Source organism: Cupriavidus sp. 2KB_3 (genome assembly GCF_052115685.1).
GTDB classification, from domain to species: Bacteria; Pseudomonadota; Gammaproteobacteria; order Burkholderiales; family Burkholderiaceae; genus Cupriavidus; species Cupriavidus campinensis.
Genome location: NZ_JBFRHD010000003.1, coordinates 161,121 through 185,099 on the forward strand (window position 1 = coordinate 161,121; position 23,979 = coordinate 185,099).

A 23,979-nucleotide genomic window follows, 5' to 3' on the forward strand; every position below is an offset into this window, starting at 1 on the left:
AATCTTCAGTACAGCCAGCGATAGCGCAGGCCGACCTCGGTCAGCGGCGTCCCGCTGGTGCGGGCCGCGGTGTCGTGCGAGATATACAGCGCCAGATGGTCGTTGCCGAACACCGAGCCGGCCACGCCCGCCTGCCCGTGGAAGTTGTGCCCGGCGCGGGAGTCGTACAGCGCACCCACCTCCGCGAATGGCCGCCACTTGCGCGTGTATTCGGCAAGCAGGTCGGTGCCGAAGCCGAACAGCACGCCGGTCTGCGTGAAGCTCTGCGGCATGTAGAACGCCGTGTTCGCCTCGTCGTCATCGGCCGGCATCAGCCGCTGCAGGGCCGGCGTCAGCGTGCCGCTGTTGCGGGTGTAGATGCCGCGCGTGGCCACGGCGCGCACCGTGTAGTCGGGATACTGCGTGCGGATGCGGTAGCCCGCCTCCACGTCGAACAGCAGGCCATGGCCCAGCGCGCTGCGGTCCTGACCATAGAAATGGCTGTATTCGAAGCGCCCGCTGATGAACTCGCGCAGGCCCAGCCGCCAGGTGGCGCCAGCGCCCAGTACGTCCTTCATGCCGCCCACGCGCAGTTGCGAGGACTCGTCGGCGGGCTGGTTGTAGCCGGCCAGCGTCGTGAACGACACCCGGCTCTCCAGGTTCCACTGGCCGGTCATGCGCGCGGTGGTGAAGCTCTCCAGCCCGTCGCGGCGGCCCACGCCCACCAGCCAGCGCTTCTGGGAGTCGCGGTAATCAAGCGTCAGCTCGGCGCGGCGGTCACCGGCCGGCACGTTGGCCAACTGGGTCGGATCGGTACTGCGCTGGTCGCGGAACACGCCGCGCAGGCCCACGGCGTAGCCGTCCCACAGCCGGGCGCCGGCGCCCAGGCTGTATTCGAAGTATTCGAGCGGCTTCTGGTGCTGGAAGGTCACGCGCGGCTCGATGGCCTGCGCGTTGAACAGCAGCGCGTCCTGCAGCGTCTCCTGCAGGGTGTCGTCGGTGCGGGCCATCTCCTGGGTCTCGAACGCCTGGGTCTGCGCGGCCGAGATGCGGTCAAGCTGGCGATTGGCCTCGATCTGGTTCGCCACGGGCACGCGGCCCGCCTGACGCTCCATGATGCGGTCCAGTGCATTCAGATCGTTGTTGTCGAGCGCGATCGACACTTCGGCATAGGCCGGGCGCTGGAGCGTCTTGACGTACTGCCGCGCCAGCCACGCGCGGGCCAGCTCGTTCGACTCCGACGACATCGCCCAGGCCAGTGCCACCTCGCGGCTGGCGGCCGAGATCAGGCTTTGGCGCCGGCGCTCGCGCTCGGTCAGCTCGGCGGGCGGCGCCACCACCAGCGGCGGCAGGCCCGGCACGTTACCAAGCTTCGACGCCCCTGTGACGGCCGGCGACTCACCCGGCGACTGACGGCGTGCGGCCACTTCCGCGCGGTCGCGGCGCAGCATTTCTATCACCAGATTGCGCGAGACATCGCCCGACGCAAAGATCTGGCCCAGCGCCACGGTCTGGCGGCGCAGGTCCGCGCGCGCCGGGGCGCCCTGCGCGTTTTCCTCGTCCTCGGGGTCACTGGCCGCGTCGTCCTCCTCACCGGCGTGCGGCACCTCGGCGCCCTTCTGCCCCGCCGGCGACCACGCGTGATGGAGGTCGATCCACGCCTGCTTGCGGATGCGCCATGCCATCTGCGTCTGGCCGATGGCCTCGTACGCATCGGCCATCAGGCCCAGCCAGAGCGGATCGGCGCTCTTGCCCATCTGGATCTTGTGCAGGTAGTGCAGCGCGGTGCGCCCGTCCTGGAAGCGCATGGCGCCGGCGGCATAGGCGCCCCACAGGCCGGGATCGTCCTCGGCCTCGGGCTTCAGCCGCTGCATCACGGCGCGCACTTCGCTGTCCGTCCCCATGTCGACCAGCGCCCACAGCAGGGCGGCAAAGGTCTCGCTGTCCGCATCGGACTGGCCTACCGCGTGGCGCAGGTCGGCCAGCGCGTGCTCGCGGTCGCCGGTCAGGCGCCAGTACTCGGCGCGACGCATCAGGAACGTCGCCGAGCCTTCGGCGTCGCGCTTCTGCTCGGGCGTGAGGCTGGCGAACAGCTGTTCCACGCGCACGTAGGCATGGGCGCGGGTGTAGTAATAGATGGCGAGTTCGAGCTGCTCGCGCTTGCCGCTCTTGCGCCAGCCGGCCTCGGCAATCCGGCCCGCATCGATGGGCGTCGTGTCGTAGTACTGGATCAGGTTCGAGAAATCGGCTTCCTCGGTATCGCGCACCTCGGCCAGGCAGTCGTTGCGGGCAGCGCCGGGCGGCATTGCCATGCAATGGTCGTCGTGCGTGTTGCCAACCGCGATCATCATCTGGCGGTAGCCGTCCGTGAGCAGGTCATCGCGCTGCGTCAGGCGCGCCAGCTCGGTGTAGGTGCGCCAGTACAGCAGGTCGCGCGGGCCGGCCTTGGCGCGTGCCGGCAGCAGCGCGTCCATGGCCTGCGTCAGGCGGCCATTCACATAAAGCATGTTGGCGCGCTTGAGCGCGTACTCGGGCTGCGCGCCGAAGCGCTGTTGGAGCTGGCCATACAGTTCGAAGGCGCGGCTGTCGCGGCCGGCGCGCTCGGCCAGCTGCGCGTTGCGCTCCATCACCGCGCGGCCGTGCGGGCCGCGGCTCAGGGAATCGAGGAAGGCCATGCCGGCCTCGGGCTCGCCGAGGCGTTCGTAGGCGGCCACCACCTCGTCGATGGTCTTCAGGTCGCCGCTGCCGGCACGGTGCCGCAGCGCCGCCAGATAGGCGCGGTCGTCGGACAGCCCCGGGGCCAGCCGCATGACGTTGTTCCACGCACGTTCGTCGTTGGTGGCCTGGGCGTACTGGAGCCAGCTTTGCAGCGCGATCATCGGCTGGCGGTTCCATTCGGCCACCTGCGCCAGCCGCTCCCGCCAGACCGGCTCGTTCGGCAGCTTCTGCACGGCGGTCTGCGCCACGCGCTGCGCCTGGTCGAGCTTGCCTGCGGCCAGGAACACGCGATAGGCGAGATCGTAGTCGTCCGGATTGAACGCCTTGCCGTCTTTGGCCGCTGCAGCGGCCGCAGCCGCCACCTCGGCCTTGGCCGCCGCCTGGGCGTCGGCCTGCGAGAGGTTGCCGGTGTCCGCCACGTGGCGCACGCCGAGTTCGCCGGCTGCCGCCAGCCGCTCGCGCAGCGCCACGCCGCGCGGGCCGTCCAGGAACACCACCTCGCGGGCCAGCCACGGTTCGGTGTCGGAGACGCGCCGCAGATGGGCCTGCGCGAGCAGTGTCGCGCCCATCGGCTTGTTGGCCGACAGCTTCAGCAGCCGCTCGACGTACTTCGCCGCCAGCTCGGGCTTGCCCGCCGCCAGCGCCAGCTTGGTCAGGTAGCGCAGCACCTCGGCATCATCGAGCAGCTTGCCGCCCCGGCGCTCGGCTTCCGCCAGCGCCTCGTCGAGCAGATTGCCCGATTGCAGCGTCTGCAGCGCCTGGAGGAACAGCGTGCGCTGCTCGTACAGGTTCTTGGCGCGCGCCTGCGCGTCGAACAGCGCCTGGGCGGAGTCACGATAGTTGCCGCCGGCCAGCGCGATGCCGGCCAGCTGCTTGTTGTAGAAGTCCGCGTTGCCGGGGTCGCGTACGGCCAGTTCGCGGAACAGCTTGCCGGCCGGGTCCGCGGCGCCGATCTGGCGCGACTGCGTGGCCAGCGCCTGCAGATCCGCGAGCGACCACTTGCGCATCTGCGCCGGCGCGGTGGCGTCCTTCAGCAGGTCGTTCATGGTCGCCAGCCGCTGCGCGCGCTCGGGCGTCTCCGGCAGCGCCGCGTAGGCGCGCTGCTGGGAGATCTCGATCCGCGTGCGCAGGATCGGGCCGCTCAGGTCCGCGCCCTGCACCGCCTGCATGCGGGCGAGCATGGCCTCGGCGTCATCGAGCCGGCCGCTGCGGGCGTACTGCTCCGCCAGCACGCCCATGAAGCTGGTGTCGTTGGGGGCCACGCGCGACCATGCCTCGAGGTAGGCCACGGTCAGGCCATCGACGGTGCGGCCCTGTCCGAGCAGGCGCTCGCGCAGCGTTTCACGCGGGAACATCAGCGCCAGCCCCACCCCCACCATGGCGGTGAAGGTCAGGACCAGCGCGGGCGGCAACAGCCGCTCGCGTTCAGCCGGCGCAGCGGACTTCGACTTGTTGCTGGACATGGATCGGATCATTCACCGCGGGGGTATCGATTCGCAGCGTGTTGCGCTCGCGCACACCGGCCACGGGCTTGCCGTCGACCGTCACACTGCACTGGCCGGCATTGGCCAGCCGGAAGAAAGGCTTGTAGTAGCCGCTGAAACGGAAGCGCGTGACCTGGCCGTCGCGCTGCCAGTCGCGCACCAGGCCGTTGGCCTCGGGGATCTCGGGCACGGCGCGCGTGGCGGCCGGCACGATCTGGAAGCGCGCATTGCCGCCATCGAGGTGCACGTAGGTGCCGCCGCCCGGCGCCGGCGACGAACCGGTCACGCCGCGCGCGGTGGCCACGTCCGGCACGCCCGTACCGTTCCAGCGCAGGTTGCGCAGGTTGCCGTCGCCCCGCACCACCCAGGCGCCGGTGGCCGGCGCGCCTTCCGCGCCCGCCACGCCCTCGCCCAGCTCGCGCGCCACGGCCATGCCCTGCCAGTCGATGACCTTGAGCACGTAGTCGGTGGAATGCATCGGCAGCAGCGGCTGCGTGAGCACGTAGTCATAGACCTTGCGCAGCGCCCGCAGCGACGCCACCTTGGTGCCGGAATAGCTGTGGTAGTAGATGTTCACGGCCTTGAAGCGGTACGGCTTCTCGGTCAGCTCGTAGGTCTCGATCACGCGCTCGAAGCCATAGAACGGGCCATGCCACAGGTTGGTGTAGATGTTCTCGTTCTGGTTGGTGGCAAACACCTGGAAGGTGTTGTCGGCCTTGTGGATGCCCAGCGGCGCAATCGCGGTCCAGCTGGGGTTGCTGCGCGTGATCATGGTGTCGCCACCGTTCATGTTCAGCACGCCGGCCTGCTCGGTCAGCTTGAGCGCCTCGGGCGGGGCCTGGCAGTCGCCGGGCCACAGCACCATCTTCACCGGCTTGCCCGGGGGCGCCAGCACCTTGTTGATGTAGTCGATCGACCCGCCGATCTCGCGGTTCAGGTCCATCTTGTAGCCGGGAATCGCCAGGTGATAGGCCTCGTCACCCTCCTGGATGCGGGCATCACTCTCGTGGCCGGGCACGGTACGGCCCCACTCGAACGGGTGCGAGTAGGTGTGGCTGGCCACTTCCACGTACGGCTGGGCGAAGATCTTGCGGGCAATCGGCTCCAGCTCCGCCGTCAGCTTCGGGTACATGCCCGACTTGCCCACCTCGCCCTCGATCACCGACATGGTCATCGGCAGGCGGTATTTGTCGAAAATCTCGCGGAACAGCACCTCGCCCGAGAAGCCCCCGCCAGGAATTTCAGCCTTGGAGGCAAAGCCGTCGCCATCGATATGGATGGTCAGCAGGCGACGGCCGCTCTCCGTGGTGGAATCCGGGACGGGCATCTGAGGCAGACGCAGCGCCTCGCGCAGGAACTGGAGCGGCTGGATAATCCAGCGGTCCTGGTCGGTGGCCGCGTTCTGGCGCACCGCGTAAGGCCCTGTGACGTATCCGCCCCATGGCGTGATGGCCGCGGCATCATAGGTCAGCGTGCCCGAGCGCATGCGCAGCAGCGACCGCGTGTTGGCCGCGCCCTCCTGCACCTGCACCGGCACCGCTTCCGAGCGGTCCGGGGCGACCGGCATCTCGAAACCCAGCATCGGGTCCTTCGACACGATGGACACCGGCCCAGAGACGCGGCCCTTCACCGGCTTGAGCCCCAGCGTACGCGCCAGCGAGCCGGCCACGGGGGCGCCGAAGCCGTTCATGAAGACCACGGGCACACCCTGGGCCATCTGCTTCTCCACCCAGGCCAGGAAGCGGCCGGGCTGCTGGGTGAAATAGCCGTTGGACCAGACCACCACGCCCGCATAGCGGTCCGGGCCGATCTCGGGCAGCGGATCGCGCGTCTCGGCGAAATCCACCCGGTAGCCCAGGTAGTTGATCGGCATGGAGACGAAACGCACGCCCTCGGTGTTGTCGATGGCCACGCCGGGCTCGCTCTCCTGCACCACCAGCACGCGGCGCGGCATGACCTCGATCTGGCCGACGCCCACGGTCTGCAGGCCGGAATCGGTCACGTACGGCGTGATGCCGAGCGCGCGGATGCGGCGCGCGGTGTCGCGGGCGCAGCGCCGGTCGGCCGGCGGGCAGTAATCGATGGAAATCACGGGCAGCTTGTACTGCTCGCGGATGACGCGGGCCTGCGCCAGCAACCAGTCGCGATCCTGCTGGCTGACCTCGGTATAGCGGCCCTGCGCCTGGTTCCAGCCCCGGAACAGCGATTCGAACACCACGCCGTAGACCAGGCTGTGTACCTGCGGCAGGATCTCGAAGCCCCGGTTGAACAGCAGCCGGGCCTCGGGGTAACGGGCCTTGATGGCCTGGATCACGCGCACCATGCCGGCTTCCTGCCGGGCGCGCTCGGCGTCGGTCTTGGCCACCAGGTGATAGGAGTCGAGCGTATCGAGGAAGAAGCCGCGATAGCCGCGCTCCCACAGCGGGGCGATGACCTTGTCCACATAGAATGCCGGCCAGCCGTCGGTGGCCTGGTCAACCACGCGTGCCTGCCAGGCGTCGTTGCTGCCGACCAGCCAATTCTTGGGGATGTCCTGGAAGTAGGCCCGGCTGGGCAGCACCTCGCCCAGGCTGACGTAGGCGAACCACGCCGTCTGCGGCGTGGCGGCGCGGCGGGGGTCGAAGCCGCTGTCGGGCTCCACCACGGCCACGTCGAAGGCCTGCAGGGCGTCCACGGGCGGCTTGCTGCCATAGTGGAAGGCAAGGTTGGGCGCTGCCGGCTGGGCCAGATCGGCCGCCGGCTGGGCCTGAACCGCCGTCGAAGGCGTCAGCGTGGCAAGCACCACGCCGAGCGCGGACGCCAGTACCGCCACGACCGCCATGGCGCGCTGCCATGTGGCGGCGGCCCGCGACGGCGCCTGGCTGGCATCGCCGGCATTGCCGAAAAGTCCCCGGATTGAACGTTGCACTTGCTTCACTGGCTGTTATCCGCTTCTTCTGTTATGCCTTGGGCGCGCCGTTGGCGGCGCTGCCCGCGCGATGCCCGTCCCCGTGGCCATTGATACGGGATTTTCCCTAATGTGCCGGGCAAGGGGCGATGCTAGGGCATTCGCTGGGAATGGATTGTGAAAAATTGTGGCGGGTGTCCGTCCAACCCGGATGCGGGCCGACATGGACCGAGGCGGGCCGACGCTGCGACGCGCGCACGGCACGTCCGGTCGGCCAGGCTATGGCTCGAATGACATGAAAATCCCCGTTCTTCGTTCAAATTGCGCCTTGGGCGCGCGCCGCCCGGTGTCCGGGCGCCGCTGTTTTGTATTGGCCGCCATTGTCGTGGCATCGTCCGCCAAATGCCATAGTCCATATGGAGTACAGGAGTTTGAAGCAATTGGGCGCCGGCACAGGGGCCGGTTGGACTGCCGGGCGGAACGGAATCCCGCGAATTCGTACCGACTATCGATACTCGCTATGCTGATATAGCTGTCTTATCATCGCGTAAGCCCTTCAGATGTCAGACAAAACCGCTTTCGATGTAGAAAACTCTAATATCTGCTGTTTGCATGCCGAAATACCGTTAGGGGGTTAGTCCGATTGACACGCGAAAAAAAACCGGCAGAATGGGTCCTCGCATGCGCACTGCCCTCAAACGAGTTTTTCGACGCGGGCTGTTGCGAAGATCATGCCTCGTCGGGCGATTGCGCTCATCTGAAATTCAAGGTTGGATAGAAATATGGAAACCGGTACCGTTAAGTGGTTCAACGACGCCAAGGGCTTCGGCTTCATCACCCCGGACGCAGGCGGCAACGACCTGTTCGCGCATTTCTCGGCAATTGAAGGCAATGGCTTCAAGTCGCTGAAGGAAGGCCAGAAGGTCCGCTACGTCAAGGCAATGGGCCAGAAGGGCGAACAGGCCACGAAGATTCAGGCAGTTTGATTACCGCCTGAAGCGCCCGGCAATATCTTGCCTGGGAAGCCCCGCCTCCGGCGGGGCTTTCTGCTTTTTGCAGTCTTGATAATGTATGGCTTTGGGGACGTTTCCCCGGGGCATGTGTCCGGGTTCTCGTTTACCCATACTCACATACCCATATTCCGTGTCACCGGAATGACCGCGCGCCAATCCGGGACAAGCATCATCGATCAGGCCGCGATGGCCTTGATTTCCATATATTCAGCCAGCCCATAGCTGCCGAACTCGCGGCCATTGCCGGACCGCTTGTAGCCGCCGAACGGCGCGCCGCTGTGCGGCTGGGCGCCGTTGATACGGACCATGCCGGCCTGCAGGCACCCCGCCACGCGCCGCGCCCGCGCCGGATCGCCTGACCAGACATAGGCAGCCAGGCCATATTCGGTGTCGTTGGCGATGGCAATCGCCTCTTCCTCGGAGTCATACGGGAGGATCGCCAGCACCGGGCCGAAGATCTCCTCGCGCGCCACGGTGGCATCGTTGCGGACGTTGGCGAAGATGGTCGGCCGCACGAAATAGCCCGACGCCAACCCCTCGGGCCGGCCGACACCCCCCGCCACCAACTGCCCGCCCTCCTCGATGCCGATGCCGATCAGGCGCTGGACCTTCTCGAACTGCGCCCGGTTGGCCATCGACCCGACCTTGCTCTCCGGCAGCGCCGGGTCGCCCACCTTCAGCGCGGCAACCGTGGCCGCCGCAATGGCCACGACCTGCTCGTGCAGATGGCGCGGCACCAGCATCCGCGTGGGCGCCACGCAGGTCTGGCCGGAGTTGATCATGCAGCTGATCACGCCGTCCGAGACCGCCGCGCGCAGGTCCGCATCGTCCAGAATCACATTGGCCGACTTGCCGCCCAGTTCCTGGAGCACGCGCTTGACCGTGCCGGCGGCGGCCGCCGCCACCTCGATCCCGGCCCGCGTGGAGCCGGTGATCGAGATCACGTCCACATCACGATGGCGCGACAGCGCCGCGCCGACCGTTGGCCCGTCGCCGTAGACCATATTGAAGACACCCGCCGGCACCTCGGCCGCGTGCAAGATTTCGGCGAAGATCCGCGCATCGAGCGGCGCCAGTTCCGACGGCTTCAGCACCACCGTGCACCCCGCCGCCAGCGCCGAGCCCACCTTGGTGGCGATCGTCGTGACCGGCCAGTTCCAGGGTGTGATCAGCGCGGCCACGCCAATCGGCTCGCTGACCACCTCGGTGCCGCCAAGCTGCCGCGTGAAATCCGCATCTTTCAGCGCCGCCAGCGCCGACTCCAGCATCTGCAACCCCAGCGGCGCCTGCTTGACCTTGCACAGCCATTGCGGGGCGCCAATCTCCTGATGGATGGCCAGCGCGATATCGTCCATGCGCGTCTTGTACAGGGCGATCAGCCGCGACAGCACCGCCACGCGGGCTGCACGGGTGGTGGCCGACCAGGCCGGAAAGGCTGCCCGGGCCGCCGCCACGGCCGCATCGACATCCGCCGCGCTGCCCATGGCCACGTGGCCAATCACTGCCTCGGTGGCCGGATTGACGATGTCGAAGCGGCCGGCACCGGCCGCTGGCGCCACCCATTGGCCGCCAATATAGAACTGGTCGAGCTGATACATGCGCTGTGTCTCCCTGAGGGTTGGACTTCGGGTATTTGAAGCGGGGATGCCCGGCTCACTGCTCGCAGGTAGCGAGCTTGCGGGCCGCAACGATGGCTTCGTAGCGGCTGGTGACCTGCAGCTTGACGAAGATCTTCTTGAGGTTCCACTTGACCGTCTGCACGCTGATGTTCAGCGTCAGCGCAATGCGCTTGTTCGACATGGACTGCTCGAGCAGCGCGAGCACCTCCTGTTCCCGCCGGGTGAGCCCCGGCGTAGCGGCGATGGCGCGCACCGGCGGGGGTGAGGTCGGCAACAGCGGCGCCGCGGCCACGGCCGGCGCCGTGCTACCGACCATCTGGTCCCTCTCGCCCCTCTCGCCCAGCAGCGCGCGCACATGGTCCACCAGCGCCGCACCACCATGCGTGGCGGCGCGCAGCAATATCGGGTGCAGGCCGGCGCCCTCCTCGATCAGGGTGCGATGCAGCCCGAGCCGGTAGCACGTGGCCACGGCCGATTGCGCGCAACCCAGGGCCTGCGCGCTCCGGCCCAGCGATTCGAGCGCGCGCGCCTGCAACAGGTCGGCCACGGCCTGCAGCCGCTCGCAACCGCGCGCCGCGGCGAACCGCCGCAGTGTCTCCAGCGCGGACAGGGCCTCCTGCGGGGCATCCTGCGCCAGCGCCAGCCGCGCGCGCGCCAACGCCGCCGTCGCGCCAATCTCCACATCGTGGATGCCGTCGCCCGGATGCCGTGCCGCGTAGCCGTCGAGCACCGCCTGCAGGGCCTGCGCGTGACGGCGATCGCCATAGGACAGCACCAGCCGCTGCTGTTCGGCGACCATCGCCGCCACGCCGCGATCCATGCCCGTGGCGCGGAAATGCGCCTCGGCGCGTGAGAAGTAGGCGAGCGCATCCTGTGGCGGCTCGCGCAGGGCCTGGATGCGGCCGAATACCCGCGCGGCGCGCAGCTTCAGCTCCGCCGAGGCACCGCGCAGCCGCATCCGGCACGCCGTCAGTGCCGCGTACGCCTCGTCCAGGCGGTCGAGTTCGAACCATGCCTGCGCGACCACGGCAGCACATACCGTCGCGCAGAGCGCCCCGCTGCCGTGGATGGTCCGTGCGCGGCGCAGCGCGGCGGCGCCGATGCGCTCCGCCTCCAGCGCGTTGCCTTCGCGCATCGCCACGTTGGCCGCCGACGCCGCCGCCACGAGCGCCAGCTCGCCACGGCCGCTTCGCGTGGCGCGCGCCGCCGGGGCGCTGTACAGGCAGCGCGCCGCCAGATGGTGACCCTGCGCCGAGAGCCAGTGCACGCGCACCGCCAGCTCGATATCCTCCAGCCCGCCCGGCACCGACCGCGCTGGAATCAATTCGAGCGCCTGCAAGGCGGCGAGCGCGGCAGGCTCTTCGTCGCGATAGGTGGCGAGCACGGCGCGCAGCAGCAGCCGATGCCGCAACTCGGTGGGGTCGTCGGCCAGGCCGTCGGCGTCTGCCGTGGCCTCAACACGCGTGAGCCACCGTTCGGCAAGGTCCATGCGCGAGGTCAGCGCGGACGCCCACGCGCCCATGCGCAGCAGCCGCGGATGCGCCGCCATGCGGGTGCCGCCCACGCTCTCGGTCCAGCGCGCCACCACGCCGAGGTGCGCCAGCGAATGCGCCGGCGGCAGCCCGCCATCGACCAGCTGCGTGGCAAGCGCCAGGTCGTCGCACAGCGCGGCACTGCGCATCGCGTCGGCGAATCGGCCTTGCTGCACGAACCATAGCGCTGCGCGGCGGTGGAGCGGCTTCGGGTCGATGCCCGCCCGCGCGCGGCGCTTGTCCAGGTAGGCGACGAACATCGGATGGAAGCGATACCATGCCTGATCGTCGCGGCGGTCCACGCGCCGCAGGAACACGTGGCGCCCGAGAATCTCGTCGATCAAGGTTGCCGCATCGTCGCGGCTGGTGACGAATGCCGCGAGGTCGGCCTGAAAGCTGCGCAGCACCGACACATGCAGCATGAAGTCGAGCAACCTGGCTGGCAGTTCGTCGATGACTTCCTCAGACAGGTAAGCCTCCAGGTTACCGTTGCCGCCGTCGCCCACCCGCGCCGACGCATCGCCGGCGCTATCGCACGCGGCGTCGCGCGTGCGGCCCGCCAGCCGCACGCCCACCGGCCAGCCCTCGGTAATCTCCTGCACCTGCCGCGCCACGTCGGCGCTGGCCGGCATACCGGCACGCGCGGTCAGGAAAGCCGCCGTCTCGTCGTAGTCGAACGTCAGCTCGGCCCCGTCGATTTCCACGAACTCCTCCATGGCCCGCAGCCGCCCGAGCCGCAGCGCGGGCACGGTACGCGAAGCAATCACCAGATGCAGGCCGGGCAGGATGGCGTCGGTCAGCGCCTGCACCAGCGCCAGCGTGGCGGGGTCCTGCACATGATGGAAGTCGTCGATCATCAGGTACACGTCGGCCGGCGTGCGCGCGAGCACTTCGACCAGCGATGCGAGCAGCAACTCCGCGCCCTGCCTGCCCTCACCGCCCTCACCGCCCTCCCCCTCGCCAGCCTCAATGGCAAGGCCCGCGTGCGCGAGCGCCCCGGTCAGGATGGCGCGGAACGTTGGCAACGTCCCGTCCTGCATCGCCAGCGTGAGCCAGGCCACGCGCGCACCGGCCTTGTCGAGCCGCTGGCGCCACTGCGCCATCAGCGTGGTCTTGCCAAAGCCGGCGCCGCCCGTAAGCAGCACCAGCTTGCGGTCGCTGGCAGCCTGCAGCCGGCCGATCAGCCGCTCGCGCGAGATCGCGTCGCTCGCGGGGCGCGGCGGCACGATCTTGGGCAGGATGCACGGAGACGCGACCATCGCGGCCTACGACTTCCAGTGGCGCTTGCGCAGCTCGTTCTTGAGCACCTTGCCGACGCTGGACAGCGGCAGGGCATCCACGAACTCGGCGCTGCGCGGGATCTTGTACCCGGCAATCAGCGCCCGGCAATGGCCCTGGATCGACTCGAACGTGGCCTCCGCGCCAGACTTCAGCACCACCACCGCATGCACGGACTCGCCCCACTTCTCGTGCGGCACGCCGATCACGGCGACCTGCGCCACGGCGGGGTGGCTCGCCAGCGCACGCTCCACCTCGGCGGAATAGACATTCTCGCCGCCGCTGATGATCATGTCCTTCATGCGGTCCACCAGGAACACGAAGCCGTCGGTGTCCATGTAGCCGCCGTCGCCGGTGTGCATCCAGCCGTTGCGCACGGCGTCCGCCGTCGCCTCCGGCTGGTTCCAGTAGCCGAGCATCACGTTGGGGCCGCGCACGGCGATCTCCCCCACCGTGCCGCGCGGCACCTCGTGGCCCTGCGGGTCGACGATCTTCACTTCCACCATTGGCGCGGGGCGGCCCACCGAGTGCATCTTGCCGCTCGCCTGGCCGGCCTCGTTGTGGAACTCCGGGCCGAGCAGCGTAGCCACCGGCGCCAGCTCGGTCATGCCATAGCCCTGCGCGAACTCCACGTTCGGGAATGCGGCACGGGTACGGGCCAGCAGCGCGGGCGTCATCGGGGAGGCGCCGTAGCGGATCAGGCCGAGCGACGAGAGGTCGAGATCGGCCGCGCGCTGCGGGTTCTGCTCACGCCAGTCGAGCCCCATCTGGATCATCGTGGGCGCAAGCAGCACCGAGGTCACGGCATCACGCGCGATGGTCTCCAGCATCTGGCCGGGGTCGAAGGCCGCCATCGGCACGTGCGTGCCGCCGATCAGGAACACCGCATTGATCGACGCGAAGCACGCCAGGTGGAACATCGGCATGACGTGCAGCATCACGATCGACTCGTCGAAGGTGCCCGTCATCGGCTGGTTGCAGGCCGACGAGACGAGGTTCGTGTGGCTGAGCATCACGCCCTTCGGGAAGCCCGTGGTGCCGCCCGTGTAGAAGATGCCGGCCAGGTCGTCGCCGTGGCGGTAGGCGTCTTCCACCGGCTCGCTGTCGGCCACCAGTGCCTCGTAGTTCAGCATGCCCTCGGGCGTCTCGCCATCACCGGCGTAGATGATGTGGCGCAGCGTCGGGCATTCGGCGGCCACCTTGCGCGCCACGACCGTGAACGGGTCGTCGACGATCAGGATGGCAGTGGCCGAGTCATTGAACGAATACAGGATCTCGGCCGCGCTCCAGCGCGTGTTCACCGGATTGAGCGCCGCGCCGGCCCATGGCACGGCCATGTAGTACTCGAGAAAGCGCGCCGAATTGAGCGAGAACATCGCCACGCGCTCGCCTTCCGTCACGCCGAGCTTCTTCAGCGCGCCGGCCAGGCGCGCCACGCGGTCGCCAAGTTCGGCATAGGTCAGGTTGCGGCCCTGGAAACGCACGGCCGTCTTGTCCGGCCGTTGCTGCAACGATCTGTGCAGCGATTGTGTCATGTACATGCGAAGTGTCTCCGTCACCAACCGAGGGGGGGCGGTAGCGGCCTCTTGACGGGCCGCTCTGTGGGTCTTCCGGGTACCGCCGGGGTCAGAAATTGCCGCCGGGGCCGCCACCGCAGTAGACGACCTGCCCGGACAGGAAGTTGGACTCCGGCGTGCAGAACAGGTACACGGCGCCAGCCGCCTCTTCCGGCCTGCCGGCGCGGCCCAGCGGCGTCATGCGGCTCACGCCGTCGAGCATCGCCTGCTGCACGCCGACCTTGATCTCGCGGCCTTCGATGTTGACGGTCTTGCTCTGGTCACCGGCCAGCGCCTGCGTCAGGCGCGTTTCGATCAGACCGAAGGCCACCGCGTTCACGTTGACCTTGAGGCGTCCCCATTCCTTGGCCAGGGTCTTGGTCATGCCCAGGATGCCGGCCTTGGCCGCCGAGTAGTTCGACTGGCCCGGGTTGCCGCCGGCCGCGCCGGACGAGATATTGACGATCTTGCGGAACACCTCGCGGCCCTCGGCCGCTTCAGCCTTCGCCGCCGCGCTGATGACCGGCTGCGCGGCGCGCAGGATGCGGAACGGCGCGGTCAGGTGGCAGTCGAGGATGGCATACCACTGTTCGTCGGTCATCTTCTGGATGACGTTGTCCCAGGTGTAGCCGGCGTTGTTGATGATGATGTCGATGCCCTTGTGGTGCTCGACCGCCGTCTTGACCAGACGGTCGGCGAAATCGGGGGCGGTCACGCTGCCCACGCATGCCACCGCTTCGCCGCCCTGCGCGCGGATCAGTTCCACCACTTCGGCGGCGGGATCGGCGTCCAGGTCGTTCACCACCACGCGGGCACCTTCGGATGCCAGCTTCAGCGCCACTTCACGGCCAATGCCACGGCCCGAGCCGGTGACGATGGCGGACTTGCCTGCGAGTTTGCTCATGTCTGTTCTTCCTGTATCAATTCGTCTGGGGTGCGATGGGGGCTCACTTCAGGGCGACGATGGCGTCGCCCAGCAGCTTTTCCTCGCCGTACTGGTTGGCGCAGCGCAGCGCCACTTTCACGCGCTGCTCGCCATCGGCCTCGAATTTCTCGGTCACCACGCCGGTGCAGGTGGGCTGGTTGCCCAGGTGCGTGATGCCGGTGAAGCGGATGGCCACGTTGCGCACCTGCGTCTGCGGCACCCAGCCGGTCAGCAGGCGGCCCAGGTAGGCGGCGGAGAGCATGCCGTGCGCGAACACGTCCGGCATGCGCGCCTTGCGGGCGAAGTCGAGATCGATGTGGATCGGGTTGTGGTCGCCGGAGGCGCCGCAGTACAGCGCCAGCGTGGTGCGGTTGATCGCCGGCAGCGCCAGCGGCGGAAGCTGGTCGCCGACCTTGACATCGTTGAAACGGGGGGCTTGCATGGTCGTTGTCTCCTTAGCCACGGCGTTCCACGAGCGTGCCGCGCATATCGGCCACGTGCTCGCCACGCTGGTTGGTCACACGCGTGGTGTTGACCACGAAGTGCAGCGCGCCGCCCTTCTTGTCGTACACATCGGTCACGGTGGTTTCGAAATGCAGCGTGTCGCCGGCGTAGGCCATCCGGTGATAGTCGAACGCCTGCTCGGCATGCAGGATGCGCGCGAGGTCCAGCTTCAGCAGGCCCATGCGGTCCACGCCTGCCGAGACGTCGCTGTTCAGGCACATCAGGAAGGTCGGCGGCACCGGCAGCGTGGGATGCCCGGCATCCCGCGCGGCGGCTTCATCGGTGTAGATGGCATCGGTCTCGCCGATGGCCTTGGCGAAGAAGCGCAGACGCCCCTTCTCCACGTCGATCGAGCCCTTGCCCAGGCCGAGCCCGATCATGCTCTTGTCTGCCATGTTCTTGTCTCCTCTCCAATTGAACGGCTCAGCCGCGGCCGTAGAGCGTCACCACGCAGGCGCCGCCCAGCCCGAGGTTGTGTTGCAGCGCGAGCTGCACGTTCTCCACCTGGCGCTTGTCGGCCGTGCCGCGCAGCTGGTTGGTCAGTTCGTAGCACTGGGCGAGGCCCGTCGCGCCCAGCGGGTGGCCCTTCGAGAGCAGGCCGCCCGACGGATTGGTGACGACCTTGCCGCCATAGGTGTTATCGCCGTCCATCACCATCTTTTCGGCCTCGCCCACCTTGGCGAACCCGAGCGACTCGTAGGTCAGCAGCTCGTTGTGCGCGAAGCAGTCATGCAGCTCGCAGACCTGGATGTCGGACGGGCTCACGCCGGCCTGCTCGTAGACCGCCTTGGCGGCGTTCTGGGCCATGTGGAAGCCCACGAGGCGGATCATCGACGGCGGCTCGAAGGTGTCCGGCACATCGGTGGTCATCGATTGCGCCAGGATGCGCACGTCGGTGCGCAGGTTGTGCTTGCGCGCGAAGGCCTCGGTACAGACGATGGCGGCAGCGGCGCCGCACGTCGGCGGGCAGGCCATCGAGCGGGTCATCACACCCGGCCACATCACCTTCTCGTTCATCACGTCTTCCGGCGTCACCACGTCGCGGAACACGGCGAGCGGGTTGTTCGCGGCGTGGCGGCTGGCCTTGGCGCGGATCCGGGCGAAGGTCTCCAGCTTGGTGCCGTACTGCTGCATATGCTCGCGGCCGGCGCCGCCGAACAGGGTCAGCGCACGCGGCACGCCGGCATCGACGGCGTCCTGGATCAGATGGCCGCCAGTCTTGGTGAAGCTGTCGAGCGGCCCTTCACGGTCATCCCACGCGCCCTTGAGCGCACCCGGCTGCATGAACTCGAAGCCCAGCGCCAGCGCGCATTCCACCGCGCCGGACTCCACGGCCTGGCGCGCCAGAAACAGCGCGCTGGAGCCGGTCGAGCAGTTGTTGTTGACGTTGACGATGGGAATGCCCGTCACGCCCACCTTGTACAGCGCGGCCTGGCCGCAGGTGGAATCGCCATAGACGTAGCCGACGAACGCCTGCTGGATCTTGTCGTACGGCAGGCCCGCATCCTCCAGCGCCAGCCGCGCCGCCGTGGCGCCCATCACGCTGTACGACTCGCTCTGGCCCGGCTTCTTGAACGGGATCATGCCGACCCCGGCTACCACCACATGCTTTGACATTGCCTTGTCTCCTCGTTTGTCTTGTTTGGCTTACATCTTGCGCGAGATGAGCTCACGCATGACTTCGTTGGATCCACCATAGATACGGGCGATACGCATGTCCACGAACGCCCGCGCAATCGGATACTCGAGCATGTAGCCGTAGCCACCGTGCAGCTGCACCATGTCGTCGATGCACTTCCACAGCACTTCCGTTGAATGCATCTTGGCGATGGCCGCTTCCTCGCCCGAAAGGCCCCGGCGCATGTGCTCGCCGAGGTAGTAGTCCACCATCGTGCGCAGCGCCACGGCATTGGCCTTGATGTCGGCCAGCTTGAAACGGGTGTTCTGGAAATCCCAGATCGTGCCGCCGAAGGCCTTGCGGTCCTTCACGTACTCGACGGTCTGCTCGAGCAGTCGCTCGAGCTTGGAGGCGGCGCCCACGGCGATGATGAAGCGCTCCTGCGCCAGGTCGTGCATCAGGTAGCCGAAACCCTTGTTGACCTCGCCCAGCAGGTTGCTGGCCGGCACGCGCACGTTGTCGAAGAACAGCTCGGCGGTGTCCTGCGAGTGCATGCCCACCTTGTGCAGCTTGCGGCCGCGGCGGAAGCCCTCGCGGTTGGTCTCCACCATGATCAGGCTCACACCCTTGGCGCCGGCGGCCGGGTCGGTCTTGCAGACCACCATCACCATGTCCGAGATGAAGCCGTTGGAGATGAAGGTCTTGCTGCCGTTGATGACCCACTCGTCGCCATCGCGTACTGCCGTGGTGCGGCAGGCCTTGACATCGGAGCCGCAGCCCGGCTCGGTGATCGCCACGGCGAGGATGGTCTCGCCGGCGCAGACGCCGGGCAGCCAGCGCTGCTTCTGTTCCTCGGTGCCTAGCCGCGCGATGTAGGGCGCGACGATGTCCGAATGCAGGCCGAAGCTCAGGCTGACGCCGACGCTGGACATTTCCTCGGCGATGATCGCCGCATGGCCGAAGTCGCCGCCGCCACCGCCGTACTCTTCCGGCAACGAGGTGCCCAGCAAACCTTCGCGGCCGGCTTTCAGCCAGGTCTCGCGGTCGACGATGCCGTCGGCCAGCCAGGATTCCTGACGCGGCAGACATTCGCGCTCGAGGAAACGGCGCACAGTGGTGCGGAACTGCTCGTGATCTTCACGATAAACATGACGAACGACTTCCACGAAGACTCTCCTGTTCGGAATGGGTGAGCGCCTGGCGGCTCCCGGGCCGCCCGCGGTGAGCGAAATGATGCGGGGCCGCGTCGCGCACCACCCCTCCCCGAATCGGGTAGTCGCCACCTCCCCGCCCGCATTGCCGCGTGCCTCCCCAAACCGGGGAGGCCGTGTCCCCCGGCCCCCCCGCCATCATCTCCGTCAGGCCGCGGGTGCCCCCACGCCGCGCCGACCATAACCAGAAGAGGAGGTGTGCCGTGGAAGTAACCCGTACCGTTTTCCGTGAAGACCACGAAATGCTCCGCGAGAGTGCGCGGCGCTTCTTCGAGCGCGAATGCGCCCCGCGCCAGGCGCAGTGGGACGCGGACGGCCGCGTAGACCGCGAGACCTGGCTGAAAGCCGGCCGCGAAGGATTGCTCTGCGTGGCCATCCCCACCGAGTATGGTGGCGGCGGCGGCGACTTCGGCCACTCGGCGGTGGTGCTCGAGGAAACGCACCACGCCGGGATCTCGGGTTCGGGGTTTTCCCTGCACTCGGACATCGTCGCGCCCTACATCGCGCGGCTGGGCACCGAGGAACAGAAGCAGCGCTGGCTGCCCGACATCTGCGCCGGCAAGACCATCCTCGCCGTGGCGATCACCGAGCCCGGTGGCGGCTCCGACGTCAAGGCCTGCCGCACCACGGCGGTCCGGGACGGCGACGAGTGGGTCATCAACGGCAGCAAGACCTTCATCTCGAACGGCACCAGCGCCGACATGATCATGGTGATCTGCAAGACCGATCCGGCCGCCGGCGCCAAGGGCGTGAGCCTGATCATGGTGGAAACCAACCGCGCAGGCTTCCGCCGCGGCCGCAAGCTCCACAAGGTGGGCCAGCCCGCTGCGGACACCGCCGAACTGTTCTTCGACAACGTGCGCGTGCCGGCCAGCAACCTGCTCGGCGAGCTGAACCAGGGCTTTGGCTACCTGATGCAGGAACTGGCCCAGGAGCGGCTGATCATCGCGCTCTATGCGGCCGTGGCGCTGGAGCGCCTGCTCGGCCTCACGGTGGACTACGTGAAGGGGCGCAAGGCCTTCGGCGGCACGATCTGGGACTTCCAGAACACCCGTTTCAAGCTGGCCGACGCCAAGGCGCATGCCGTGGCAATCCGCACCATGGTCGACTACTACCTCGGCGAGCACCTGCGCCGCAGGCTGACCGTGAACGAGGCGGCCATCGCCAAGATGCATGCCACCGAGACCCTGTGGAAATGCCTGGACGACATGGTCCAGCTCCACGGCGGCTACGGCTACATGCTCGAGTACCCCATCGCACGGGCCTTTACCGACTACCGCGTCTCGCGCGTGGTGGGCGGCGCCAACGAGGTCATGCGCGACCTGATTGCCCGCAAGCTGTAACGGCCGGCGGCTTCCATCAATAGAGAGAGGATGAACATGAGCGAGACAGTCATCATCGGCGGCGTGGGCATGATCCCGTTCGCCAAGCCCGGCGCCAGCGCCAGCTACACCGACATGGGCGCCGAAGCCGTGCGCCGCGCGCTGGCCGATGCCGGCATCGGCTACGAGCTGGTCCAGCAGGCCTACGCGGGCTATGTCTACGGCGACTCCACCTGCGGCCAGACCGCGCTGTACGAGGTGGGCCTGACCGGCATTCCCATCGTCAACGTCAACAACAACTGCTCGACCGGCTCCACCGCGCTGTACCTGGCCCGCCAGGCGGTAGCGCTGGGCGATGCCGACTGCGTGCTGGCGCTCGGCTTCGAGCAGATGCAGGCCGGCGCGTTGAAGTCCCACTGGGACGACCGCCCGCCCACCCGCGCACGCTTCCAGCCAATCCTGAGAAAGCTGACCGAGGACGTCACGGACATTCCCCAGGCGCTGCGCAGCTTCGGCGGCGCAGGCCGGGAGCACATGCAGCGCTACGGCACGCGCATGGAGACCTTTGCCGCCATCCGCGCCAAGGCCAGCCGCCACGCCGCCAATAACCCGCTGGCGCTGTTCCGCAACGTGCTGACCACCGAGGACGTGATGAACGACAAGGTGATGTGGCCCGGCGTGATGACCCGCCTGATGGCCTGCCCGCCGACGTGCGGCGCCGCCGCCGCGCTGATCGTCTCGGAGCGCTTCGCCCGCAAGCACAACCTGCGTTCGGATGTGGTCATCCTGGCCCAGTCGATGACCACTGACCCGGTGGAGTCATTCGATCCGCCCTCGATGATCAGCTACGTCGGCGGCCATATGGCCCGTGCCGCCGCGCAGCAGGTGTACGAGCGCGCCGGCGTGGGCCCGCAGGACATCGACGTATGCGAGCTGCACGACTGCTTCGCCCAGAACGAGCTGCTGAGCTACGAGGCGCTCGGCTTCTGCCCCACCGGCGAGGGCGAGAAGTTCGTGATGGACGGCGACAACACCTATGGCGGCAAGGTCGTGACCAACCCGTCCGGCGGCCTGCTGTCGAAGGGGCACCCGCTCGGCGCCACCGGGCTGGCCCAGTGCTACGAACTGACCCACCAGCTGCGCGGCACGGCGGACAAGCGCCAGGTGGAGGGCGCGCGCCTGGCCCTGCAACACAACCTCGGTCTTGGCGGCGCGTGCGTGGTCACGCTCTACGGCAAGCACTGACGCTACCCATCTACCAAAGGAGTCCACATCATGAGCAGGAAACTGGAAGGCAAGGTCGCCATCGTCACCGGCGCGGGGCGCGGCATCGGCCGCTGCATCGCGCTGAAATTCGCCAGTGAAGGCGCCAGCGTGGTCGTCAACGACCTCGACGCCGCACCGGCCAGCGAAGTCGTGGCGGAGATCCGTGCCGCCGGGGGCCAGGCGCTGGCCTTTCCGTGCAACGTCACGGCGCCGGATTTCGGCGACCGCCTCGTCAAGGCGACGCTGGAAGCCTTCGGCGGCATCGACATCATCGTCAACAACGCCGGCTACACCTGGGACAACGTGATCCAGAAGATGAGCGACGAGCAGTGGGACGCGATCATCGATTGCCACCTGAAAGCGCCCTTCAACCTGCTGCGCGCCGCCCAGCCCTACTTCCGCGAGGTCAGCAAGGCCGAGGCGGCGGACGGCCGCGAGGTGTTCCGCAAGGTGGTCAATATCTCGTCGATCTCCGGCACGCAGGGCAACGCCGGCCAGGTCAACTATTCGGCGGCCAAGGCCGGCGTGATGGGCATGACCAAGACACTGGCCCGCGAGTGGGGCCGCATGAAGGTCAACGTGAACTGCGTGGCCTTCGGCTTTATCGCCACGCGCCTGACCGAGCCGACCGCCGAGGAGAAGACCGTCAACATCGAAGGGCGCGACATCAAGGTCGGCGTGAACCCGGAGCGCATCGTGCAGGCCAGCAAGGAGATCGCGCTGGGCCGCCCGGGCACGCCCGAGGAAGCTGCCGGCTCGGTCTTCATGTTCTGCATCCCCGAGTCCGACTACGTGACCGGCCAGACCATCATCTGCGGCGGCGGGCGCGGCGGGTTCTGAGCCCCTTCTGAGCCCCACGCCCCAATGAGAACGGGGCGCATGCCACTGCGGCATGCGCCCCGTTTTTCATTCCCTGCCCGGCGCGTGACGTCTGCGCGTTACGTCGCGGCAATCAGACCGGGCGATCCCCGATGATGGTGGCGCGGTTCATATGGCGCGGCGCCGGGAAGTAGTCCTGCACCGCATAGTGCTGCGTGGCGCGGTTGTCCCACAGCGCGATGGTGTCCGGCGCCCACTTCAGGCGCACCTGATACTCGGGCGCGGCGGCCTGGCGGAACAGGTATTGCAGCAGGTCCAGCTCGGCGGGGCGGAAATCGGACCCGATACGGTACGGCTGTACCTTGCTGAAATTGTCGAAGTGGGTGGTGAATCCCTCGTTGACGAACAGGATCTTCTCGCCGGTCTCCGGATGGGTGCGTACCACCGGATGCACCATCGGCGGATATTTCTTGCGCATTTCCTCGATCTTGGCGTCGGAGAGGGCCTGCCCGAAGGTCGGCATGGCGTCATGCACCGCGCGCAGCCGGGCGATCTTCGCCTTGATCTCGTCCGGCAGGTTCTCGTAGGCCGCCACCATGTTCACCCAGATGGTGTCGCCGCCCACCTCGGGGCAGCTCACGCAGCGCAGCATCGAGCCCATCGACGGCACCTCGCGCCACGTCACGTCTGAGTGATAGAGATTCTCACGGCCCCGCGCGCTGCCGTCACGGCCAAACACCACCAGTTCCGGGTGCTCCGGATGATGCGGGATCATCGGATGCACCTCCAGCTCGCCAAAGCGGCGCGCCGCGGCCACGTGCTGCGCCGGCGTGATGGGCTGGTCGCGGAAGAACAGCACCTTGAACTTCAGCAGCGCGCGGCGCAGGGCGAGGTAGGTGTCGTCGTCTAGCGGCCGGGCGAAGTCGATGCCGGTGATCTCGGCGCCGATCGCCGGGGTGGAGCGGCGCACGCCAAACGGCCAGGACTCAGCGTCCCGGGTATGAGTCCGCGCGGGGGTCGCGTCTTCGGCGACGGCGGTTGCTGCAAGTTGCATGGTGGTCTCCTCGTTTTATCGTCGTGGGAATGCCGCCCCGCGTGGCCGTGCGGGGCGGTTTAGCTGTCGAACACGATCACCGAGCGCGCCAGTTCGCCGCGCCGCAGCTCGTCGAAGGCCTCGTTGATCTGCTCGAGCCGCAGGCGGCGTGAAATCATCTGGTCGAGATGCAGCTTGCCCGCCATGTAGAAATCGACGAGGCGCGGCATATCCACCGGAAAGCGGTTGGAGCCCATCATCGAGCCCTGGATGCGGCGCTCGTACAGCAGGTGGAAGGGGTCGATCTCCAGCTTGGTGCCCGGCTTGATCATGCCGATCACGGTGGCGGTGCCGCCGCGCCGCAGCATGCCGAAGGCCTGCTCGGCGGTGGCTTTCAGACCGATGCACTCGAAGGCGTGATGCACGCCCTGCCCGGTCAGCTCGCGGACGGCCGCCACCACGTCGATGTCCTTCGCCCGGATCAGGTCCGTGGCGCCGAACTGCCGCGCCAGTTCCAGCTTGCTGTCGAGCATGTCGATGGCGATGATCCGCCCGGCCCCGGCCAGCGCCGCACCGTTGATCGCCGCCAGGCCGATGCCGCCGCAGCCGATCACGGCAACCGTCTCGCCGGGCGCCACCTTGGCGGTGTTGACCACCGCGCCGGTGCCGGTGGTGATGGCGCAGCCGATCAGCGCGGCGCGGTCCAGCGGCATGTCGCGCCGGATTGCCACGCAGGCGTGTTCGTGCACCAGCATCTGCTCGGCAAACGCCGACAGGTTGGCGAACTGCGGCATCGGCTTGTGCTGGTAGGCCAGGCGCGGCTCGTCGCCCTTGGCCCGGCGGGTGTCGGGGGACTCGCACAGCGACAGGTGCCCGGTCAGGCAGTGCTCGCAGTGGCCGCAATAGACCGACAGGCAGGTCACCACATGATCGCCCGGCTTGACCGTACGCACCTCCGAGCCCACCTGCTCCACCACGCCGGCGGCCTCATGGCCCAGCACCACCGGCGCCGGGTGCGGAAACACGCCGTCGACGAAATGGAGATCGGAATGGCAGACGCCGACGGCGCGGGTGCGAATCAGCACCTCGCGCGGGCCGGGCTTGGCGATGGCGATGTCCTCGATACTGAGGGGTTGGCCGGGACGATGGAATACCGCAGCTTTCATGGCTGAACCTCTACATGCGATGGGACGGACAAACAGGCGGGCATGCCAG

The 23,979-nt window shown here is 68.0% G+C and carries 16 protein-coding genes; 4 read left to right on the top strand and 12 right to left on the bottom strand.

Annotated features, from left to right (window positions below; genetic code table 11):
- Nucleotides 1-5: 5 nt before the first annotated feature.
- Together AB4120_RS04040 and AB4120_RS04045 are read right to left on the bottom strand one after the other, a co-directional pair.
- A complete protein-coding gene (locus tag AB4120_RS04040; protein WP_441641869.1) occupies nt 6-4,160 on the bottom strand; it encodes a tetratricopeptide repeat protein in 4,155 nt (1,384 codons plus the stop codon).
- Nucleotides 4,123-7,002: a bifunctional glycoside hydrolase 114/ polysaccharide deacetylase family protein gene (locus AB4120_RS04045; protein WP_441641896.1), complete on the bottom strand. Its 2,880-nt coding sequence runs from the start codon at nt 7,000-7,002 to the stop codon at nt 4,123-4,125. Before AB4120_RS04045 ends, AB4120_RS04040 begins: the two co-directional genes overlap by 38 nt.
- An 848-nt stretch (nt 7,003-7,850) precedes the next feature.
- Here AB4120_RS04045 and AB4120_RS04050 point away from each other — a divergent pair.
- Nucleotides 7,851-8,054: a cold-shock protein gene (locus AB4120_RS04050; protein ID WP_039009350.1), complete on the top strand. Its 204-nt coding sequence runs from the start codon at nt 7,851-7,853 to the stop codon at nt 8,052-8,054.
- A 203-nt stretch (nt 8,055-8,257) separates the two neighbouring features.
- Here AB4120_RS04050 and AB4120_RS04055 read toward each other — a convergent pair whose 3' ends face one another.
- The 8 genes from AB4120_RS04055 to AB4120_RS04090 all read right to left on the bottom strand — a co-directional run bounded on the left by AB4120_RS04055 (nt 8,258) and on the right by AB4120_RS04090 (nt 18,279).
- Complete coding sequence (locus AB4120_RS04055) at nt 8,258-9,679, bottom strand: aldehyde dehydrogenase family protein (RefSeq protein WP_149139058.1); 1,422 nt, start codon at nt 9,677-9,679, stop codon at nt 8,258-8,260.
- 55 nt (nt 9,680-9,734) lie between these two features.
- On the bottom strand, nt 9,735-12,491 hold the full coding sequence (locus AB4120_RS04060; RefSeq protein WP_441641870.1) for a LuxR C-terminal-related transcriptional regulator: 2,757 nt from the start codon (nt 12,489-12,491) through the stop codon (nt 9,735-9,737).
- Nucleotides 12,492-12,497: 6 nt separating this feature from the next.
- Nucleotides 12,498-14,051, bottom strand: a complete 1,554-nt coding sequence (locus AB4120_RS04065; RefSeq protein WP_149139055.1) for a long-chain-fatty-acid--CoA ligase — start codon at nt 14,049-14,051, stop codon at nt 12,498-12,500.
- Between the two features lie 85 nt (nt 14,052-14,136).
- The gene (locus tag AB4120_RS04070; protein ID WP_149139054.1) at nt 14,137-14,970 is read right to left on the bottom strand and encodes an SDR family NAD(P)-dependent oxidoreductase; all 834 of its coding nucleotides are present in this window, start codon (nt 14,968-14,970) and stop codon (nt 14,137-14,139) included.
- Between the two features lie 43 nt (nt 14,971-15,013).
- Complete coding sequence (locus tag AB4120_RS04075) at nt 15,014-15,433, bottom strand: MaoC family dehydratase (protein WP_149139053.1); 420 nt, start codon at nt 15,431-15,433, stop codon at nt 15,014-15,016.
- A 13-nt stretch (nt 15,434-15,446) separates the two neighbouring features.
- Nucleotides 15,447-15,890, bottom strand: coding sequence for a MaoC family dehydratase N-terminal domain-containing protein (locus AB4120_RS04080; protein WP_149139052.1), 444 nt, complete (start codon nt 15,888-15,890; stop codon nt 15,447-15,449).
- A 28-nt stretch (nt 15,891-15,918) separates the two neighbouring features.
- On the bottom strand, nt 15,919-17,112 hold the full coding sequence (locus AB4120_RS04085) for a lipid-transfer protein (RefSeq protein ID WP_149139051.1): 1,194 nt from the start codon (nt 17,110-17,112) through the stop codon (nt 15,919-15,921).
- Between the two features lie 30 nt (nt 17,113-17,142).
- Nucleotides 17,143-18,279 (bottom strand): acyl-CoA dehydrogenase family protein, encoded by a 1,137-nt coding sequence (locus AB4120_RS04090; RefSeq protein WP_149139050.1) that lies wholly within the window; start codon nt 18,277-18,279, stop codon nt 17,143-17,145.
- A gap of 248 nt (nt 18,280-18,527) precedes the next feature.
- Between AB4120_RS04090 and AB4120_RS04095 the strand changes: the two genes are divergently transcribed.
- Genes AB4120_RS04095 through AB4120_RS04105 form a run of 3 tightly spaced genes read left to right on the top strand, consistent with a single transcriptional unit; the run spans nt 18,528 to nt 21,752 of the window.
- Nucleotides 18,528-19,667: an acyl-CoA dehydrogenase family protein gene (locus tag AB4120_RS04095; protein WP_441641871.1), complete on the top strand. Its 1,140-nt coding sequence runs from the start codon at nt 18,528-18,530 to the stop codon at nt 19,665-19,667.
- A gap of 36 nt (nt 19,668-19,703) precedes the next feature.
- Nucleotides 19,704-20,891, top strand: a complete 1,188-nt coding sequence (locus AB4120_RS04100) for a lipid-transfer protein (protein ID WP_149139048.1) — start codon at nt 19,704-19,706, stop codon at nt 20,889-20,891.
- Nucleotides 20,892-20,921: 30 nt separating this feature from the next.
- Nucleotides 20,922-21,752 carry an SDR family NAD(P)-dependent oxidoreductase gene (locus tag AB4120_RS04105; protein WP_441641872.1) on the top strand — a complete coding sequence of 277 codons (831 nt, stop codon included), beginning with the start codon at nt 20,922-20,924 and terminating at the stop codon, nt 21,750-21,752.
- A 112-nt stretch (nt 21,753-21,864) separates the two neighbouring features.
- On the opposite strand, the gene AB4120_RS04110 is transcribed toward AB4120_RS04105, so the two are convergent.
- Together AB4120_RS04110 and AB4120_RS04115 are read right to left on the bottom strand one after the other, a co-directional pair.
- Nucleotides 21,865-22,785, bottom strand: a complete 921-nt coding sequence (locus tag AB4120_RS04110) for a TauD/TfdA dioxygenase family protein (protein WP_149139047.1) — start codon at nt 22,783-22,785, stop codon at nt 21,865-21,867.
- Nucleotides 22,786-22,844: 59 nt separating this feature from the next.
- Nucleotides 22,845-23,930, bottom strand: coding sequence for a Zn-dependent alcohol dehydrogenase (locus AB4120_RS04115; RefSeq protein ID WP_149139046.1), 1,086 nt, complete (start codon nt 23,928-23,930; stop codon nt 22,845-22,847).
- Nucleotides 23,931-23,979: the final 49 nt, after the last annotated feature.